Below are 19,064 nucleotides of genomic sequence, written 5' to 3' on the forward strand. Positions count from 1 at the left end.
GAGGATGTGAGCTTCTGGGAGTACCTGGGAGGCCGGCACCAGCAGCTGCTCACCGACGCCTACCAGCACGCGAGCGCCGTCTTCCAGTGCATGGTCGTGGCGACCGCGCTGGGCGTGCTGATCGGCGTGGCCACGTATCGGAGCGAGTGGGCGGGCAGCCTCGCCACGCTGGCCACCTCGACCGTTCTGACCGTTCCGTCGCTCGCCATGATCGGTCTGCTCGTCCCGATCGTGGGGCTGGGTGTGGCGCCCACCGTGATCACGTTGACGCTGTACGGGCTGCTGCCGGTCGTGCGCAACGCGATCGTGGGGCTGCGCGGGGTCGACCCGTCGCTGGTGGACGCCGCCCGTGGCATCGGCATGTCACGCGCCGCCCGGCTGCTGCGGGTGGAGCTGCCGCTGGCCTGGCCGCCGATCCTGACCGGGATCCGGGTCGCGACGCAGATGCTGATGGGCATCGCGGCGATCGCGGCGTACGCCTCCGGCCCCGGCCTCGGCAACGTGATCTTCCGTGGCCTCGCCTCGCTGGGCAGCGCGAACGCGCTCAACCAGGTCCTCGCGGGCACGCTCGGGATCATCGTCCTGGCACTGCTGTTCGACTGCGCGTACGTCCTGCTCGGACGGTTGACCGTGCCGAGGGGGATCCGTGTCTGAGACCGGGACACGGGGCGCCCGTCCCGAGGGCCACCACGGCGCCGCCATCGAGCTGGAGAACCTGACCAAGCGCTACCCCGGTGGTCGGCAGCCGGCCGTGGACGACGTGAGCATGGAGATCAAGGCGGGCGAGGTCGTCGTCCTCGTCGGCCCCTCGGGCTGCGGCAAGTCCACCACGCTCAAGATGATCAACCGACTGATCGAGCCGAGTGCCGGCCGCATCCGCATCGGCGGCGAGGACGTCACGGACATCGATCCGGTGAAACTGCGCCGCAAGGTCGGCTACGCCATCCAGTCCGCCGGTCTCTTCCCGCACATGACGGTCGCGCAGAACATCGCCCTCGTACCGAGGATGGTCGGCTGGCCGAAGGCCCGAATCAGCGCGCGGACCGAGGAACTGCTCGACCTCGTCGGCCTCGACCCCGGCGAGTTCCACGGCCGCTACCCCCGTCAGCTCTCCGGTGGTCAGCAGCAACGCGTCGGCGTGGCGCGGGCGTTGGCGGCGGATCCCCCGGTGCTGCTGATGGACGAGCCGTTCGGGGCGGTCGACCCGATCACCCGTGATCACCTCCAGGAGGAGCTGATCAGGTTGCAGCACGAACTGCACAAGACGATCGTCTTCGTCACGCACGACTTCGACGAGGCGATCAAGCTCGGTGACCGTATCGCCGTGCTGCGCGAACGCTCGCGCATCGCCCAGTTCGACACCCCGGAGGCCATCCTCACCAACCCGGCGGACGACTTCGTGTCGGGCTTCGTGGGCGCGGGCGGGCACGCCGGTGCACGACACGGTGACCAGGGACGCGACCCTGCGGGACGCCCTGGAGGCCGTGCTGACGGACGACGCGGGCCGGGTGGCGGTGACCGGACGGCGCGGCGAGTACACCGGCGTCATCGACATGGACACGCTGATGAACTCCGTGCACGAACTGCTTGAGGCGGACCGGCTGGAGGCTCTGGAGGCGCAGCACGAACTGGAGGCCGCCCGCAGCGACCGCACGCACGCCGAGCAGGAGGGCGACGCCTGGGAGAAGAAGACGTGAGTGCTCCCGAGGCCCCCGACCTGCCCCTGGAGGAGCCGGACGAGCGGGCGCAGGAGCAGACCTCCGGGGCCGCCGTCGCGGTGCGGCCCCCCGCGCGCCGGGTGGGTCGGCGGAAGCTGACCTCAGGTGGCGCTGGAGTGGATGAAGGGGGAGGGGTTCGTACGGTAACTCGCGCGGGCCCATCGCCGAGACGCGCGCGTTGCAGGAGTCGCACGAGTTGCTTCAGCAGCCGGGAACCGGGCCCTTCCCCGACTCCAGCGCCTTCAACGCGCCCACCGCGCCCTCCAGCGTGGTCACCGGGATCAGCCGGAGCCCCTTCGGCAGTTCCGCCTCCGCTTCGGAGCACTCCGCCTTCGGCACCAGGAAGACCGTCGCCCCGTCCCGCCGGGCCGCCTGCGTCTTCAGGGCCACGCCCCCGACCGCACCGACCTTCCCGGCCGCGTCGATCGTGCCCGTACCGGCGATCGTGCGGCCGCCGGTGAGGTCGCCGCCGGAGCCGTCGCCCTGCAGCTTGTCGATGATGCCCAGGGAGAACAGCAGGCCGGCGCTGGGACCGCCCACGTCCGCGAGCTTCAGGGTGACCTCGATGTCCTTGTCGTTCAGATCCAGGTGGTTCAGCGCGGCCTCGGTCGCGGCGTCCTGGGACTCCTTCATCTGCTCGGTGTTGTACTGCTCGATCTCCTGCGTGCTGCGGCCGCTCGGATACACCGAGTCGCGCGGCATGACCGCCTGGTCCGTGCGGAACCAGGCGTCGATCACGTCGCCGAGCGTGACATCCGTGTCCGGCGAGGTGGCCGTGATGGTCGTCATGCGCAGCTGGCCGCTGGTGTCGCGGGTCGGCGCGCCGGAGATCGTGATCACCGGCTCGCCCTTGTCCTCGCCGAGCACGTTCGTCGTCTGGCCGGGCTGCGTCAGCGAGAACGGCAGCGGCGCGAAGGCCGCCGTGGCGAGCAGGGCCACGACCGGCAGGGCACAGACGGCGGCGGCCCGGGGGCGCGTGAGGCGAGAGAGCACGGCATCAATCTAACGTGACGGCGAGTTCCGGCCCGGTGCAGGTCGGAGCTGCCCAGGGTGCCCCATTCAGGTCACGTACAGGTCTCGCCGTGCCCTGGTGAAGCGCCGCAGCGCTTCCGGCAGCGGCCGCACCCCGATGCCCGGCGACCGCGGAACCGGCAGGTGGCCGTCGACCAGCACGAACGGCTCCGTGATGTCCTCGGCGAAGTAACGGCTGGACGCCGAGGTGTCCCCGGGGAGCGTGCAGCCGGGCAGGGCGGCCAGCGCCAGGTTCGGTGCGCGTCCGACACCCGTCTCCAGCATGCCGCCGCACCACGCCGGCACCCCGTGCGCGTGCGCCACGTCATGCACCCGCCGCGCCTCCAGGTACCCCCCGACCCGGGCGGGCTTGACGTTCACGGCCCGGCAGGCGTCCATCGCGATCGCGGACGCGGTGTCGCGGGCGTTGTGCAGGGACTCGTCGAGGCAGACCGGGGTGGCGAGGCGCTGCTGCAGACGGGCGTGGGCGTACAGGTCGTTCTCCGCGAGCGGCTCCTCGATCAGCAGCAGCCCGAAGTCGTCCAACCGCCGCAGATGCTCGGTGTCCGCGAGGCCGTACGCCGTGTTGGCGTCCACCTGGAGCGGCAGCCCGTCCCCGAAGCGCTCGCGCACGGCCCGTACCGGCTCCAGGTCCCAGCCGGGCTCGATCTTCAGCTTGATCCGGACGTAGCCCTCGGCGAGGTACCCCTCGACGTCGTCCAGCAGCTCGCCGACGCTCTGCCTGATCCCGACCGACACCCCGGCCGGCACCCGTTCCCGCACCGACCCCAGGTAGGTCGCGAGCGGCATCCCGTACGACCTCAGCTCCGCGTCGAGGACGGCCGTCTCCAGCGCCGCCTTCGCCAGCTCGTGCCCCTTGATCCTCGCCGTCACCGACCCGAGGTGGGCCGTGCCGAGCGCGGGCAGGACCGCCACCCGCGGCAGCAGGAAGTCGCGCAGCACGATCTCCGCGCCGGCCACGAACTCCGGGCAGTACAGCGGCTCCGGATCGCCGGCGAACTCCGACCAGCCCTCTGCCGTGTCCGTGACGACATGCAGCAAGAAGGTGTCCTTCGTGGTCATCGTGCCGAAGGAGGTACGGAAGGGGGTGACCAGCGGGATCGCCACGTGGACGATCTCGACGCGCTCCAGTTTCACGCGGCGGCCTCCGGGCGGGTGAGCGTGTACCAGCCGTCCCGGGACATCCCGGTCGCGGTGAAGCCGTCTGCGAAGGCCTTGGTGAACACCTCACGCACGGCCCGCCGCCAGCGCAGCGCCAGGTCCGGGTCGGCCGCCCGCAGCGCCACGATGTCGTCGGGCACGCGGCACCATATGTGCCGGTCGCCGAGGTCACGGCGGGCGAGCGGGCCGCCGTCGGGGGCGGTGTGCGTGGTGGGGGCGGCCTGGCGATCGGCCGGGGCGTCCGGCTGGTCGGGCAGCCGTAGGGACGGGGCGAGTTCCCAGGTCACCGCCAGCCGGTCGCTCTCGTCGCCGTCGTTGACGCCGTCGGCCATGGGGCCGTAGAAGTCGACGAGGTACTCGGTCCCCTGGGCACCCAGCTTGACCAGGTTGAAGCGGGCATTGCGGCCCACCAGCGGATCGAAGGTCCAGCGCATGGTCCGGGCCCCGTGCTCCAAGGCCCACGCCCGTTGGGCCTGCTTCACCTGGTGGCCGAGGCCCCGCTCGGCCGCGGTCAGCAAGGAGTACGTCTCTCTCGACGCGGGTGGCCCGAACACCGCGACGGACGCGCCGACCAGCTTCGGGCCGTCGTGGGCGGCGTGGACGGCGCCGCCCGCGTGGGCGAGGCTGTTCAGCGTCTCGGACAGTAACGGCGGCGCGCTCCGCGGCGTGTTCCACACGTCGCTGAAGAAGTCGGCGACGGCCCCGAACCCGGCGACGTCATGGACGGTGCGGATGCTGAGTGAGGTCATGAGTCGAGTGTCGGAGGCGGCGGCGGCCCTGCCTAGGCCCTGTCGTTCGGATCAGGCCGGCTTTGAGAGGCGGCTTCTGTCGCGACGCCGGGATGATCCAAACGACAGGGCCTGGATGTATTGACCCGCAGGGTTGTTCACGCGGCCACGCCGCCTCCGGGCGGACACCTCAGCGCAACGCCTCCGCCACCTCCCGGGCCGCGTCCATGACCCGCGGACCCACCCGCTCCGGCACCGCGTCGGCCAGCATCACCACACCCACGCTGCCCTCGACCCCGGTCACCCCGAGCAACGGCGCGGCGGCCCCGCTCGCGCCGGCCTCCAACTCGCCGTGGGTCAGGGTGTATCCGGGCTCCTCCATCGGCTGCTGCCGCGCGGCCAGGATCGCCCGGCCGGCCGCGCCGCGGTCCAGCGGGTGCCGGAAGCCGGCCCGATAGGCCACGTGGTAGTCCGTCCAGGTCGGCTCGACGACGGCGACGGCCAGCGCCTCCGTGCCGTCCACCAGCGTCAGATGGGCGGTCGCGCCTATGTCCTCGGCCAGCGAGCGCAACGCCGGCAGCGCCGCCTCCCGTACCAGCGGATGCACCTGTCGGCCCAGGCGCAGCACGCCGAGCCCGACCCGGGCGCGGCCGCCGAGGTCACGGCGTACGAGCGCGTGTTGTTCGAGCGTGGCGAGCAACCGGTACACCACGGTCCGGTTCACGCCCAGTTTGTTGGAAAGCTCGGTGACGGTCAGCCCGTGGTCCGTATCGGCCAGCAGCTTGAGGACACGCAGTCCTCGGTCGAGCGTCTGAGAGGTCTCCGCGGTCACGACGCCCACTCCTTAGTGGTGAGGTCGGCGGCCTCATCGCGGCGGGTGCGTCACCGAGTCCCGTTCGGCGACGCGCGTCAGAGGCCGCCGATCGGCCGGCGGCCCGGTGAGTCCGGACCGCGTCGCTTCACGGCTGCGCTCCGCGGCGGCGCTGCCACGGGGCGTATGCGTAGGCGGACATTAGCGAAGCCGGTTCGCTGAGCGGAAGGCTCCGTCCAGAATCCGGGCAATGGCCGATACAAAGGACTCCCGTTTGCCCAGATACGTACGGCGCGCGGGACCCGCCTCCGCGCCCGCCGTCACCGCATCCGGGTGGCCCACTCCTGCACCTTGGCGATGCGCTGCTTGAGCTGGCCGGCCGTGGCCTCGGCGCTGGGCGGTCCGCCGCACACCCGCCGCAGCTCGGTGTGGATGACCCCGTGCGGCTTGCCGCTCTGGTGGACGTAGGCGCTGACCATGGTGTTGAGCTTCTTGCGCAGCTCCATCATCTCCTTGTGCGAGACGACGGGCCGCCGCTCCGCGGGCAGCTCCAGCAGATCGGCCTCCTCGGCCGGCTTCTTGCGGCTGTGCGCGATCTGCCGGGCCTGCCGCTTCTGGAGGAGGAGCTGCACCTGGTCGGGTTCGAGGAGCCCGGGGATGCCGAGGTAGTCCTGCTCCTCCTCGCTGCCGGGGTGGGCCTGCATGCCGAACTCGGCACCGTCGTAGAGGACCCGGTCGAAGACGGCCTCGGACTCCAGCGCCTCGAAGGAGAACTGCTCCTGCTCGCCGGTGTCCTCGTCCTGCTCCTTGTTCGCCTCCTCCATCTCCTTCTCGGACTCGGCGTACGGGTCCTCCTCGCCCTCCTTCTTCGGCTTGTCGAGGGCGTGGTCGCGCTCGACCTCCATCTCGTTGGCGAAGGTGAGCAGGTCCGGGACGGTCGGCAGGAAGACCGACGCGGTCTCGCCGCGCCGCCGGGACCGTACGAAGCGGCCGACGGCCTGCGCGAAGAAGAGGGGGGTGGAGATGGTGGTGGCGTACACGCCGACCGCGAGCCGGGGGACGTCGACGCCCTCGGACACCATGCGCACGGCGACCATCCACCGGTCGTTGCTGTTGCTGAACTCGTCGATGCGGCTCGAGGCCCCGGCGTCGTCGGACAGCACGAGGGTCGCCTTGTTGCCGGTGATCTCACGGATGAGCTTGGCGTAGGCGCGCGCGGAGTCCTGGTCGGAGGCGATGACGAGCGCCCCGGCGTCCGGGATGGCCTTCCTGACCTCGGTGAGGCGCTGGTCGGCGGCGCGCAGCACGCTCGGCATCCACTCGCCACGCGGATCGAGGGCGGTGCGCCAGGCCTGGCTGACGGCGTCCTTGGTCATCGGCTCGCCGAGGCGGGCCGCGATCTCGTCGCCGGCCTTGGTCCGCCAGCGCATGTTGCCGCTGTAGGAGAGGAAGATGACGGGCCGGACGACGCCGTCGGTGAGTGCGGAGCCGTAGCCGTAGGTGTAGTCGGCGGCCGACCGCCGGATGCCGGCGTTGTCCTCCTCGTACGTCACGAACGGGATGGGGTTGGTGTCGGAGCGGAACGGCGTACCGGTCAGCGCGAGCCGCCGCGTCGCGGGCTCGAACGCCTCCAGACAGGCCTCGCCCCAGGACTTGGAGTCACCGGCGTGGTGGATCTCGTCGAGGATGACGAGCGTCTTGCGCTGCTCGACCCGGTTGCGGTGCAGCATGGGCCGTACGCCGACACCCGCGTACGTCACGGCGACACCCTGGTAGTCCTTGCCGAGCGGCCCTGCGCTGTACTCGGGGTCGAGCTTGATGCCTATGCGCGCCGCCGCCTCCGCCCACTGCTTCTTCAGGTGCTCGGTCGGCGCGACCACGGTGACCTGCTGCACGACGTGGTGGTGCAGCAGCCAGGAGGCGAGGGTGAGGGCGAAGGTCGTCTTTCCGGCGCCGGGCGTGGCGACCGCGAGGAAGTCACGCGGCTGCTCCTGGATGTACTTCTCCATCGCCCCCTGCTGCCAGGCACGCAACTTGCTGGCGGTGCCCCAGGGGGCGCGTCCGGGGAAGGCGGGGGAAAGGTGGTGGGAGGAGGCGGCGGTGGTAGTCACGGTCTCCGTCGAGGGTCGGGCGGCTCGGTGGATCAGCGGGTCGGCTGCGTATGACAACCGGGCCACCCTACCGGCGGCCCAATGCCGTCCATGCCCGGACGAGGCCGCCGCACCCGTGGGTGGGATCCACGTCACAGCCGCCCCGGTCGCCCCGCGATCACACGGAGGTCACTCGCGTCCCGCGTGGTCACACCGATGACCAGCTCGTACGCGACGTCCAGTCCGCCGCTCGCGACGTCGACGCCCCTTGACGCCGGGAAGGGTCACGTCGGCCACTCCGCGGGAACGCCGACGGACGCGCCCGGCACCGAGACCCTGGTCGTACCACCACCGGGGTTCATGAACGGGGCATGGCAGTCCTGTTGCAGGGCGGGACGTTCCCTTGAGCACCTCCAGCGCCCCGCCTACGGTCGAGTCAGCGCACACGGCCGTGTGCCCGAGTGGTTCAGGGACTCGCCTGCAAAGCGAGTTACGCGGGTTCGAATCCCGCCACGGCCTCTACTTAGTCTGACCAGGCCAAACAAATGGGCGGCCCCCCTCCAGGGTGCCACCCATTTTGGTGCTCCGTTTCAGTTCCCGTCTCAGTTGACCAGTACGAGCGCTCCGCGCTCGGCATGGCGTCACGCCCTCGGTGCTCAAGAGCGCCAACGCGCTCTTGGGCCCGGGGATTGGCGCCTCTACGATGGAGCCGTGGACTGGGGGACTCTCGCAGGCACTGCACTAGGCGCCATCTTGGGCGTCACTACAACGCTTCTGGGCGAACGGTCGCGGTGGCAGCGCGAGCACTCAGCCCGCGAGCATGCGGTCAAGCAGCAGCTATACGCCGAGTACCTAGGCGCACTGTCGCTCACTACACATCGTCTCCGAGATTTGAAGCGCAGCGTTGGCCTGAGCAGGGAAGAGCGCATAGAACAGGCAGGGAACATTCTCGGAGCCACCAATGCCTACCATCTGCGCTACCAAATATTGATCATTGCTCCTGAGCACCTCGGTGACATGGCCGACCGGGCGTTTGCGCGACTCCGGGACTTAAGGGACCGTTTCGACGAGCCCGACGTAACCTCAGATCCCGAGTGGCCTTCCAACCTGGCCGCTCTGACCGAGGCGCTCAAAGCCCTTCGTACTGCTATGCGATCCGACCTCGCCTCTACCTGAAGGCGTTTACTACTCCGCCGCGTGTGGGGCACAACCCCTCACGAGGTGCGTACAAGAGCGCAGGTTTCCAGATCAAGCCCTGACCAGCGCGGACAGTCCAGGAGGCGGGGTTCCTGACTGCCGGTTGCCTGCCACCGTGGGAGCATGACGGACGAGTTACCGGTTCGCATAGTCGATGGATGTGTAGCCAGGGCGCCTGGGGTTGGGCCAGTGGCGATGGTGTGGCTCCCCGTGGACGGGCAGGTCATCGCCAAGATCCCGCCGCCGCAAAGGCAAAGGCCGCTGGCCGCTGGCCGCTGGCCGCTGGCCGCTGGCCGCTGGCCGCTGGCCGCTGGCCGCTGGCCGCTGGCCGCTGGCCGCTGGCCGCTGGCCGCACGAAACGGTGGGCATCCGTCCCGAGTTACGCGGGTTCGATTCCCGCCACGGCCTCCACCTGCCCGAGCGGGCGGGACAAAGGGGCGGCACCTCCTCGGGGTGCCGCCCCTTCAGCCTTCGGTCTCCGATCCCTTCTCGGTCCGCCCGGGCCTAGGGGCACCGCAGCACCGTTCGCTTCGCCCGCGGCGCACGCCCGTGGTGCGATGGAACGGGGGCGGAAAGGAGAGCGATCATGCCCGCAGCGAAGCGAACGAGTGTCGCCGCCTCGGTGTCGGTCCGCCCGCTGGTCGAGCCGGACCTGGACCGGGCCGACGAGATCTTCAGGGTCGCCTTCGGGACCTTCCTCGGGGCCCCTGAGCCGGAGACGTTCTTCGGGACCGCCGACTATGTCCGCACCCGCTGGGCGGCCGACCCGGAGGCGGCCTTCGCGGCGACCGTCGCAGGCGAGGTCGTCGGAACGAACTTCGCCGCCCACTGGGGCAGCGTCGGGTTCTTCGGCCCGCTGACCGTACGTCCGGATCTGTGGGACCAGGGCATCGGCAGGCGCCTCATGGAACCGGTCCTGGCCTGCTTCGACACCTGGGAGAACCGCCACCTCGGCCTGTTCACCTTCTCGCACAGTCCCAAGCACCTCGAGCTCTACCGCCGGTACGGTTTCTGGCCCCGCTTCCTCACCGCCATCATGAGGAAACAGGTCGCCGTCAGTGCCGCGGTCCCCGGCCGAGTGCTCTACGGCGAGCTGACCGCCGCTGAGCGGCCCGCCGCGCTGAACCTCTGCCGCGCGCTGACGGGGGCCGTGTACGAGGGCCTGAGCCTGGAGCGCGAGATCATGGCCACGCAGGCGCAGGGGCTCGGTGACACCATCCTCCTGGAGGGCGCCGGCTCCGAGCTCGACGGTCTGGCCGTCTGCCACTGCGGGGCGGGGTCGGAGGCCGGTGAGGACGTGTGCTTCGTCAAGTTCGGCGCCGTACGCCCTGGCCCGGACGCCGCGGACCGGTTCGAACGGCTGCTGAGTGCGTGCGAGCAGCTGGCCGCCGAGAAGGGACTCGGACAACTGGACGCCGGAATGAACCTGGCCCGCCAGGACGCCTACCGGCGCATGGTCGACCGCGGTTTCCGTACCTGGCTGCAAGGCGTGACCATGCACAAGCCCAACGAACCGGGCTACAGCCACCCGGACGCCTACGTGATCGACGACTGGCGCTGAGTCCACCGCCGTACCGGCACTTCACCACCGGGGCCGGCCGCCGGCTGTTCTCCTGACCGTGCGAGCGCTCTTCCCAGGGTCCTTCGACCCGGTCACCCAAGGGCACCAGGACGTTCTCCGCCGCGCCGCCCTCCTGTTCGACGAGGTCGTCGTCTGCGTGATGTCCCATCCGAACAAAACCGGCCGCTACCCCGTCACCGAACGGCTGGACCGGCTGCGCGCGGCGGCGACCGACCTGAGCAACGTCACGGTCGATTCGCACACCGGCGGCCTGCTGGTCGACTACTGCCGCCGAGCCGGGATCGACGTCGTCGTCCGCGGGGTCCGCGACGTTCACGACTTGGACTACGAGATGTCGAAGGCCCGCACCAACAAGGAAGTGGCCGGAGTCGAGACGTTCCTCCTCGCTGCCGACCCGCCCTGGGCCACATCTCCTCCACCCTGGTCACCGCGGTGAGTCAGCAGGACCGTCCCCGGATGAACAGGGTGCTCGGGGCCGTCTTCCCGAACCGCAGCACAACCCTGGCCCCCCTCCGAATGTCCAGGACATGACTGGACGGCAAAGCTCCGGTCGCCGTGCTTCCTGTCCCGACGAGGAGACCCATCGTGCGCCAGCACCGCCGCCCGCACCTCCGCCCCTCGGCAGCCCTCGTGGCCGCTGCCGCCATCGCCGCGGCCGTCCCGGTGGTCGCCGCTCCCGCCGCGTCCGCCGAGGAGAGCGCCGGGCCCTCCTTGGTGGTGTCGAATCTGCCGCGTACGTCTCCCAAGCCCGGTGAGGTGTACGACGAGTCCGTCGTCATCACCAACAAGGGCAACGCGGTCGCGGACGGCGTCACCTTCCGGATCCGGCTGACCCGGGGGCTCGACTTCCCCGAGCCCGTGGCCGGCTGCACCTACTCGACGATCGAGGACCAGGTCAGACAGGCGGTCTGCGAGCTCGACACCGTCATCGAACCCGGCGCCTCCGTCGAGACTCCCGTGCGGTTCAAGGCGCTGCCCAAGGCGCTGATGGAGGCCGTCGAGTACGGGACCGGAGCCACCGGGGAGGCGCCCGGCGAGGGGTTCGGCGACAGCTACCGCCGCCTGACCCTGACCGCGGACAGTTCGGCCGACCTGGTCGCGGTCGGTGAGGACACCGAGGCGCTCGCCGGGGACGGTCAGTCGGTCACGGTGCAGCTGCGCAACGACGGCCCCGGCTGGATCCGGAACCAGGAGAGCGACGACCAGACGGCGCTCATGGTGCAGATCCCGCCGGGCACGGTCGCCGCCGAAGTACCCGAGAACTGCGCGCCGTTCGGGATCGACGGCCCGTCCGGACCCGGAGGGACACCGGGCAGGTCCAGGTACGTCTGCTCACCCGCCGACCACACCATCGAGGTCGGCCAGTCGCTCTCCTTCACCTTCTCGCTGGACATCGAGGAAAGCGCCCAGGACACCAAGGGCGAGGTGAAGGCGACGTCCGTCTACGACATCCGCCCCGCCTTCGACAAGAACCCCGCCAACGACAAGGCGTACATCAGCATCGACATCCCCGACGACTACGAGCCCGGCCCCGCTGCCTCCGGCGGTTCCTCCACCGGCGGTTCGCCGGACGGCGGTTCGACCACGGGCGGCGACGGCAACGACCCCGAGGGCCAGTCCACCGGCGGCACGGGAGCCACGTCCGCGGGCACGTCGACCGGCGGCACCGGTTCCGTCGGCGGGAGCCTCGCCAGTACCGGCTCCGACGGCGCCCCGCTCCTCGCCGGTGCCGCGGCCGCCGCGGCCGCCCTCGGCGGGGTCCTGGTCATGGCCGTACGCCGCCGCCGCACGGGAGCCACGTCCTGCTGACGGCATCACAGCCCGCCCGTCCGTCCGGTGCGGCCGGGCGGGCGGTCCTTCGTGGTCAGGACCGTCTCACCGCCCCGCGCCCACCGACTCCAGGACGCCGCTCGCCTCGTCCTGGAACATCTCCGTCCAGTAGTGCCGGCCGTCCCGGCCGGCTCTGGTGCCCGTCGGGTCGACCGTGGACAGGACCTGGAGCATCGTCATGGCCAGTTGGTCGTAGGTGCCGGTCGTCAGCTCGTGGTCCCGCTCCTCGTCGATCGCCTGCTCGCGGTGCAGCAGCCAGAGGGTGAAGGCGAGGGTCGAGACGTCGGTGTTGAGCGGGAACAGCCTCGCCTCGGTCTCGTTCCAGTCGAGGACCGCGCCGGTTTCTCCGTGGACGACCAGGCTGTTGCCCTCGACGAGGTGGCCGAGGCGTATCAAGTGGTCGGATCCGGCCGGGATCTCGGCCGAGGGATCGATGTTCGCGTAGTACTCGGCCAGGGTCGCCAGGGGCATGTCCGTGTCGAGGGAGAACAGGAAACCGTCCTCAGGCAGCCCCACCTCGCGCAGGAAGCGGCGGGTCGGCTCGTGTGTGAGCGTCGCGGGGAAGTCGACCTCCTCGAAACGCACCACCTCGCGCCGGCCGAACTCCTGGTCCAGCAGACGAGCCGGCAGGTCCAGCGCCAGGCCCGACTCCCCCGCGCGGCCCGCCACGAGCGCCAGCGGGCGGATCAGAGCCGCCATCTTCCAGAACGGGGCCGGCTCGCCCTCCGTGCCCTCGGCGAACACCGCGAGCAGTTGCCGCGACGCCTCGGCGACCGCCTTCGGGCCGTACCGGCCGACGTACGAGGCGAACTGGCCGCGCAGCCCGGCGAGTTCATCCGTCGCCTCCGCGAAGCGGACCAGCGTCCGCAGGGACGGTGCCAGGGGGCGACGGCCCATCAGGTCGGGTCGGTCGTGCAGGAAGTACGTCGTCGAGACCTCGCCCGTCGTGCCGTCCAGCAGGACCGACTCCGTCCGAAGGGCGCCGGGGCCCAGCAGTCCCCCTATCACGAGCTGGTCCCGCAGCTCCGCGGCCAGTCGGTCCTCGTCACCCGTCGAGTCGGCCACCGTCCGCAGGCCCTCGCGGTACAACTCGGCGAAGTCCAGCACACCGCTGTCGGCGGGCAGTCCGGGCCCCGTCAGCCAGCGTCGCGTCGATGCGTGCGTGACGTAAGGATCGAGCTCGGTCTCGGTCAGGATGATCGCCGTCTCACCCGCGTGATGTGTGATCGTCGTGCTCATGGCTCCCCCGCCTGCGCTTGCTCACCGCCCCCGGGCAGCGGGACACGGCCGACCGGCCGGCCTCCGAACCGGCGGCCGTCCCACTGCTCGGAACACTACGCGCCCCCACTGACAACGCACCGGAACAGCGCCGGTCCCGGCCCGCCGGACGCCGCGCCACCGGCGACTTCCCACTCATCGAGCCGGCATGCCCCCATGAGGGCCGGAGACCACCAACGGCAGTGATCCTTCGAGGAGGTAGGGGTGCTCGGGGAAGTAGTCGACGTGGAGGTGGCCGCCGTCCTCCGCCATGGCCATGATCCGCAGGTTGTGGGCGAGGACTCCCCTGGATTCGGTATCTCCGCTGATCACGAGGGCCCGCAGCCGGGTGTCGAGCTCGATGCGCACCCCGGGGTCGGAGGTGTTCCGCACCAAGATCCCCGTCGGGCCGTTGCCTTCCGGCAGCGGCTCGCAGGCGAGGAACCCGTCCCCCTCGGCCACCGCGTCGGCCAGGCCGGCCAGTTCGTCGGCCGAACCGGCGAGATCCACTTCCCCGAACCGAGGATCACGGACCAGACGCACCGGTGCGCTCCCTCGACGACATCACAGGGCCGGACCCGGCCGCCCGGGGCCACCCGCGACGGGCCCACGGCACTGCGGGCCCGGCCGGGTCACTGGCCCGTCACCACCGCCGCCTGCGGGCGGATCGGCAGGCGGTTCACCGGGCGGCCCGTCGCGGCCCGCACGGCCGACGCGATGGCCGCGGGCGAGGTCACGACCGGCACCGCGCTCACCGCCTTGGCGCCGAAGGGCGCGACCACGTCCCGCTCCTCCACCAGCTTCACGATCCGGATGTCCGGGGCGTCCAGGGCCGTCGGCAGCGAGTAGCCGGTCAGGTCCGGATGGCGGATCAGACCGCGCGCCGAGCGCAGGTTCTCCGTGAGCGCGATGCCCACGCCCTGCGTCACACCCGCCTCCAGCCGCGCCTCCAGCTGGGCCGGGTTCAGTACCCGGCCGACGTCCTGGGCGAGCGCCAGCTCGACGACCCGGACCGAGCCCAGTTCGATGTCGACGTCGACGACCGCGCGGATCGCGCAGAAGGCCATGCCCACGAAGGCGTCGCCCTGCCCCGCCTCGTTCAGCGGTTCGGTGGGGTGAGGGCGGCACTGGGCCGTCGCCCACAGTTCCTTGCCTTCCATCGCCTCGGTGACGGTGGTCGACAGCACGCCGTCGTACGAGGTGATCTTGCCGTCGGTGATCTGGAGCAGCTCGGTGGACATCCCGAACTTGTGCGCCAGGGGCTGCAGCAGTTGCGTGCGGACCATCTTGGCCGCCCGCTCCACCGCGCCGCCCGACACCCAGGTGTGCCGGCCGCGGCAGCCCGCCCCCGCCGGGGGCTGGTCGGTGTCGACGGGTGCCACGTGCACCTCGTCGATGCCCAGGGTCTCCTGGACGATCTGCCGGGCCAGGGTGGTGAAACCCTGGCCGGTCTCGACGGCGGCGCACAGCACCGTCGCCACGCCGTCGTGGACCTTCACGGTCGCCGTGGAGACCTCGTCGGCGCCCTCGGCGCCGAGCATGTGCACCATGCCGAGGCCGTAGCCGACGCCCCGCCGCACGGCACCCGGCTCGCCCGCGCCCTCGGGGCCGCCGGGCAGCAGCCACTCGTCCTCGGGCGTGTCCTTGGGCAGCGGCGGCAGCGGGTAGTCCCGTACCGCCTGCAGCAGTTCGGCCACCGGGGCCGGGCAGGTCACCGTCTGTCCGGTCGGGAGCACGTCGCCCGTCGCCATCGCGTTGCGCAGGCGCAGCTCCGCCGGGTCCACACCGAGCTTCTTGGCCAGCTTGTCCATCTGCGCCTCGTAGGCGGCGCACACCTGCATGGCGCCCTCGCCGCGCACATGGCCGGATGGCGGGTTGTTGGTGCGTACGGCCCAGCCCTCGATGAAGGCGTTCGGGACGACGTACGGGCCGCAGGCGAAGGCGACCGCCGCGGCCAGGGCGTCGGAGGAGGTGTCGGCGTAGGCGCCCGCGTCCAGCAGGATCTGCGCCTCGACCTTGACGAGCCGGCCCTCGGCGTCCGCGTGGTGGCGGTAGCGCAGGAGGGTGGGGTGCCGGTGGGTGTGGCCGAGGAAGGACTCCTCGCGCGTGGCCGTCAGCTTCACCGGGCAGCCGGTCTTCAGCGCCAGCAGACCGAGCGGGAGCTGGAAGCCCTGGTCCTCGCGGTCGGCGGTGGCGCCGGGGACGCCGGTGACGACGATCTTGACGCGTTCGGGCTCCAGGCCGTAGCAGGCGGCGGCGCGGTCGCGGTCGGTGTGCGGGTCGGTCGAGGCCAGGTAGAGCTCGACGCCGCCGTCGGGACGCGGCACGGCGAGGCCCGCCTCGGCGCCGATGGGTGCCGGGTCCTGGCGGCCGATGCGGTACAGCCCCTCGACGACGACGTCGCCCGCCGCGTCGGGGTCGCCGTGGCGCAGCGGGATGTGGCGGATCAGGTTGCCGTCGGGGTGCAGCGGCTCGGCCTCGAACGCCTGCTCGGGGTCGGTCACCGGGTCGAGCACCTCGTACTCGACGATGACGGCCGCGGCGGCCAGTCGAGCGGTGTCCGGGTGGTCGGCGGCGACGGCGGCGATGGGCTCGCCGTGGTGGCGTACGACCTCGGAGGCGAAGACCGGCCGGTCGGCCCGGCCCCGGCCGAACAGCGGGCTGCCGGGAACGTCCTCGTGCGTGACGACGGCCCGGACGCCGGGCATCTCACGCGCGTGGGAGGTGTCGATGGACGTGATGCGCGCGTGCGGGTGCGGCGAGCGCAGCACGGCCGCCCACAGCAGGCCCTCGGCCCACAGGTCGGCCGCGTACGGGAAGGTGCCCTCGGTCTTGGCACGGGCGTCGGCGGCCGGCAGGGAGGCGCCGATGCCGTGCGGGATCGGCTCGGGGGCGGGTGCTGCCTCCGCGGCTGTGGTCGCGGTGGCGGCTTCGTTGCTCACGCCTGGCCTCCGTCCTGTCCGTACGCCTGGTCACGCGGTTCCATGGCACCGGGGGCCTCGAACGCCGAGGGGTTGACCCCACCGGCTCCCGGGCCCGCCTGGTGAGGGATACGCGGCTCGTCGCCGTCCCGTTCGCCGTCGGAGGCCCTTTGCGCCTCGCGCTCGGCGACGACTTCCCTGACAGCCTCCACGACGCCCCGGTAGCCGGAGCAGCGGCACAGGTTGCCGCACAGCGCCTGCCGGGTCTCCAGCTCGGTCGGTGCCGGGTTGCCCTCCAGCAGGTCGTGCACGGTCATCGCCATGCCGGGCACGCAGAAGCCGCACTGGACGGCGCCGCACCGCGCGAGTGCCCGCTGCACGTCCGACGGCTGTCCGTCGGCGGCCAGTCCCTCGACCGTGCGCACCTCGCTGCCGGCGGCGGTCACGGCGGGCACCAGGCAGGACGCGACGAGCCGTCCGTCGACCTGCACGTTGCAGGCCCCGCACTCGCCCTGCGAGCAGCCGTCCTTGGCGCCCGCGAGCCCGAGTCGCTCGCGCAGCACGTACAGCAGCGACTCACCGATCCAGGCGTCCGGGACGGGCCGGTCGACGCCGTTGACGCGCAGGACGTAGGAGGCGAGGGGGTGTTCCTCGCCGGTGGGCCGCGGTACGCCGTCGGAGGCGGCCTCCGTGGGGGCCCCGGCGCCCTGCGCCGCCTCGTGCTCCGGGTCCGCCGCGCCGTCCTGGGCGGCGTCCGCGGCGGCCTCGGCGGGGTCGTCGGCGGCTTCTGCGGCCTCCTGGACGCCCGGGGCGCCCTGGGTGCCGTCCGCGGCTTCGGAGACCGGCTGTGCGGGCTCCGCGGCGGATTCCTCGCGCGGCCGTGTGTACGCCTGCGCGGACACCTCGGAGGTCTCCGAGAGCGGCGCGGCGGGCGCGTGCTCGTCCGGGCCCGGCTGTCCCTGCGGGGGCTGCTGGTGGGGGTGCGGGTCGTGCGGGTGGGCCGGGGCGGGCGCGTCGGGCCGTACGGCGGTCCGGTCGGCACCGGGCGCCGCGGACTGCTCCTGGGGCTGCGCGGCCTCCGCCTGCTCGCCCCACGGCTGTCCCGTCGCCTGGGTCGCCCACGGGGCGGGAGCGCCGCCCGGCAGCGTGGCCGGAGGGCTTCCGCCCCACTGCTCGACCAGCGACGACGTGGTGAACTCGCCCGATTCATCCGGAAGATCACCGTCGGCCACCGGGATCGACCACTGTCCGGTGACGTCCTGGCGGGGCTCCCCGGGGGCCTCCTGACCGGCGGCGGTCTCCGAGAAGTTCCACTGCTGGGTGGCGGCGGGGTGGTACGTGAACCGGTCACCGCCCGCGTCCTGCCCGGCAGCGTTCGGGTCGGGCCACGAGGCACCCTCGGCGGGCGCGCCCGCGACCGGCCAGCCGCCGGGGGCCGCGGGGTCGGTTCCCGCGGTCGAGCCCGACGCGACCGTTATCTGCGGCGGCACATAACCGTGGCCCGGCGCGGCGAGCGGACTGTCGGAGGAGGCCAGGAGGGCGTCGATGCCCCCTTCGGGGAGCTTGACGAAGGCAGTGGCGCCGTCGTCGTAGTCACCCTGGGGCAGCGGGTCCCAGCGGCCCGCGCCCTGGGGCGTGCCCTCTCCGTGCTGGTCGTCGGTCACGACAGCGCCCTCCCCAGTGCTCGTCGGGCCAGCGCGGCGACGGTGCGCCGCAGGTGCAGTACGGCGGGCGGATGCTGGGCCATGGACCCGTCCCCGGCCGGGGCCGGGTCGGGGATGCAGGCCGCGGCGACGTACTCCCCGAAGGCGTGCAGGGCCTCCGGGACGATCGCCCGGTTGTTGTCCCAGTCGATCAGCTGGGCGACCCAGTGCTCGGCCTCCAGGGGCCTCAGCGGCATCGGCGCTATGGCGCCCACGGCGCACCTGACTCCGCGCCGCGCGGGGTCGAGGACGACGGCGACGGACGCCATGGCGCGTCCCGGGCCGGTGCGGCCGGTGGCCTTGAGGAAGACCTGCGGGGCGTGCAGCAGCGGCACACGCACGTAGCCGATGAGTTCGCCCGGGCGAAGCATCTCCATACCGGCCAGCAGGTGCGACACCGGGATCTCCCGGCGGGCTCCGCCCGGGCCCGCGATGATCAGGGTCGCTTCGAGGGCGGCGAGGACCGGCAGCGCGTCACCGGTCGGGGACGCCGAGGCGATGTTGCCGCCCAGGGTGCCCGCGTTGCGGATCTGCGGGGGGCCCGCGGCGCGCGCGGCGGCGGCGAGCGCCGGGATCAGTGCGGCGAAGTCGGGGCGGCCCATGCGCGCGTGCGTGAGGCCCGCGCCGAGCAGGGCGTGGCCGTCCTGGTACTGCCAGCCACGGATCTCGCTGATCCGGCCGAGGCCGACCAGCGCGGCGGGCCTGAGCTGCCCGGAGTTGACGGCGGCCATCAGGTCGGTGCCACCCGCGACGGGTACGGCGGCCGGCATGGCGGCGAGTGCCGCCACCGCCTCGTCCAGCGTCGTGGGCAGCGTGACGGCCTGCGCCGCCTGCGGTGCGCTCGTGGTCAAACCGGCTGCCCCTTCCCGCTGCCCCACCTGGTCCCACCTGTGCTGCCGTACGGTACGTGCTGACAGGGCGGACGTGGCAACTCTGGCACATCTTCGCAGGACCCGAGGACACGGGTCCGCTAGGAGGCATTCGCCCACCTCATCGGGGAGATGGTCCGTTTTCGCACGGCATCGCCGATGCGT

The 19,064-nt window shown here is 72.0% G+C and carries 15 protein-coding genes, 1 tRNA gene and 1 pseudogene; 7 read left to right on the forward strand and 10 right to left on the reverse strand.

From position 1 onward, the window contains the following. Positions 1 to 6: 6 nt before the first annotated feature. Together ACWCPI_RS16135 and ACWCPI_RS16140 are read left to right on the forward strand one after the other, a co-directional pair. The gene (locus ACWCPI_RS16135) at positions 7 to 654 is read left to right on the forward strand and encodes an ABC transporter permease (protein ID WP_451038702.1); all 648 of its coding nucleotides are present in this window, start codon (positions 7 to 9) and stop codon (positions 652 to 654) included. Then, positions 647 to 1,697, forward strand: a pseudogene (locus tag ACWCPI_RS16140) (ABC transporter ATP-binding protein). Before ACWCPI_RS16135 ends, ACWCPI_RS16140 begins: the two are co-directional and overlap by 8 nt. 222 nt (positions 1,698 to 1,919) lie before the next feature. Here ACWCPI_RS16140 and ACWCPI_RS16145 read toward each other — a convergent pair. The 5 genes from ACWCPI_RS16145 to ACWCPI_RS16165 form a co-directional block, all read right to left on the reverse strand. After that, on the reverse strand, positions 1,920 to 2,711 hold the full coding sequence (locus ACWCPI_RS16145) for a YlbL family protein (RefSeq protein ID WP_451038703.1): 792 nt from the start codon (positions 2,709 to 2,711) through the stop codon (positions 1,920 to 1,922). Between the two features lie 66 nt (positions 2,712 to 2,777). After that, positions 2,778 to 3,887 carry an o-succinylbenzoate synthase gene (gene menC, locus ACWCPI_RS16150; protein ID WP_451038704.1) on the reverse strand — a complete coding sequence of 370 codons (1,110 nt, stop codon included), beginning with the start codon at positions 3,885 to 3,887 and terminating at the stop codon, positions 2,778 to 2,780. After that, entirely contained in the window at positions 3,884 to 4,660 is a 777-nt protein-coding gene (locus ACWCPI_RS16155) for a chorismate synthase (RefSeq protein ID WP_451038705.1), read from the reverse strand. Before ACWCPI_RS16155 ends, menC begins: the two co-directional genes overlap by 4 nt. 169 nt (positions 4,661 to 4,829) lie before the next feature. Then, complete coding sequence (locus tag ACWCPI_RS16160; RefSeq protein ID WP_451038706.1) at positions 4,830 to 5,471, reverse strand: IclR family transcriptional regulator; 642 nt, start codon at positions 5,469 to 5,471, stop codon at positions 4,830 to 4,832. Positions 5,472 to 5,770: 299 nt separating this feature from the next. Continuing rightward, positions 5,771 to 7,561, reverse strand: a complete 1,791-nt coding sequence (locus tag ACWCPI_RS16165) for a DEAD/DEAH box helicase (RefSeq protein ID WP_451038707.1) — start codon at positions 7,559 to 7,561, stop codon at positions 5,771 to 5,773. Between the two features lie 426 nt (positions 7,562 to 7,987). Here ACWCPI_RS16165 and ACWCPI_RS16170 point away from each other — a divergent pair. The 5 genes from ACWCPI_RS16170 (at position 7,988) to ACWCPI_RS16190 (ending at position 12,128) form a co-directional block, all read left to right on the forward strand. Further along, positions 7,988 to 8,059 (forward strand) — tRNA-Cys (locus ACWCPI_RS16170). 192 nt (positions 8,060 to 8,251) lie between these two features. Next, on the forward strand, positions 8,252 to 8,716 hold the full coding sequence (locus ACWCPI_RS16175; protein WP_451038708.1) for a hypothetical protein: 465 nt from the start codon (positions 8,252 to 8,254) through the stop codon (positions 8,714 to 8,716). Between the two features lie 607 nt (positions 8,717 to 9,323). Continuing rightward, a complete protein-coding gene (locus tag ACWCPI_RS16180) occupies positions 9,324 to 10,298 on the forward strand; it encodes a GNAT family N-acetyltransferase (RefSeq protein WP_451038709.1) in 975 nt (324 codons plus the stop codon). 58 nt (positions 10,299 to 10,356) lie between these two features. Then, a complete protein-coding gene (gene coaD, locus ACWCPI_RS16185; protein ID WP_451038710.1) occupies positions 10,357 to 10,755 on the forward strand; it encodes a pantetheine-phosphate adenylyltransferase in 399 nt (132 codons plus the stop codon). Positions 10,756 to 10,904: 149 nt separating this feature from the next. Further along, on the forward strand, positions 10,905 to 12,128 hold the full coding sequence (locus ACWCPI_RS16190) for a hypothetical protein (RefSeq protein ID WP_451038711.1): 1,224 nt from the start codon (positions 10,905 to 10,907) through the stop codon (positions 12,126 to 12,128). Positions 12,129 to 12,194: 66 nt separating this feature from the next. Here ACWCPI_RS16190 and ACWCPI_RS16195 read toward each other — a convergent pair whose 3' ends face one another. The 5 genes from ACWCPI_RS16195 to ACWCPI_RS16215 form a co-directional block, all read right to left on the reverse strand. Further along, entirely contained in the window at positions 12,195 to 13,388 is a 1,194-nt protein-coding gene (locus ACWCPI_RS16195; RefSeq protein WP_451038712.1) for an SUKH-4 family immunity protein, read from the reverse strand. A 174-nt stretch (positions 13,389 to 13,562) separates the two neighbouring features. Next, positions 13,563 to 13,949: an Imm32 family immunity protein gene (locus ACWCPI_RS16200; RefSeq protein ID WP_451038713.1), complete on the reverse strand. Its 387-nt coding sequence runs from the start codon at positions 13,947 to 13,949 to the stop codon at positions 13,563 to 13,565. Positions 13,950 to 14,038: 89 nt separating this feature from the next. Next, on the reverse strand, positions 14,039 to 16,348 hold the full coding sequence (locus ACWCPI_RS16205) for a xanthine dehydrogenase family protein molybdopterin-binding subunit (protein WP_451038714.1): 2,310 nt from the start codon (positions 16,346 to 16,348) through the stop codon (positions 14,039 to 14,041). After that, positions 16,345 to 17,991, reverse strand: coding sequence for a 2Fe-2S iron-sulfur cluster-binding protein (locus ACWCPI_RS16210; protein ID WP_451038715.1), 1,647 nt, complete (start codon positions 17,989 to 17,991; stop codon positions 16,345 to 16,347). The genes ACWCPI_RS16205 and ACWCPI_RS16210 overlap by 4 nt, the downstream gene beginning before the upstream one ends. Next, entirely contained in the window at positions 17,988 to 18,881 is an 894-nt protein-coding gene (locus tag ACWCPI_RS16215) for an FAD binding domain-containing protein (protein ID WP_451038716.1), read from the reverse strand. Before ACWCPI_RS16215 ends, ACWCPI_RS16210 begins: the two co-directional genes overlap by 4 nt. Between the last annotated feature and the right edge of the window lie 183 nt (positions 18,882 to 19,064).

The organism is Streptomyces sp. NPDC001920 (genome assembly GCF_053594495.1).

Coding starts and splice junctions, on each gene's coding strand:
- ACWCPI_RS16155 (WP_451038705.1), bottom strand. CDS start 4,660: ATGACCTCACTCAGCATCCGCACCGTCCATGACGTCGCCGGGTTCGGG.
- ACWCPI_RS16180 (WP_451038709.1), top strand. CDS start 9,324: ATGCCCGCAGCGAAGCGAACGAGTGTCGCCGCCTCGGTGTCGGTCCGC.
- ACWCPI_RS16195 (WP_451038712.1), bottom strand. CDS start 13,388: ATGAGCACGACGATCACACATCACGCGGGTGAGACGGCGATCATCCTG.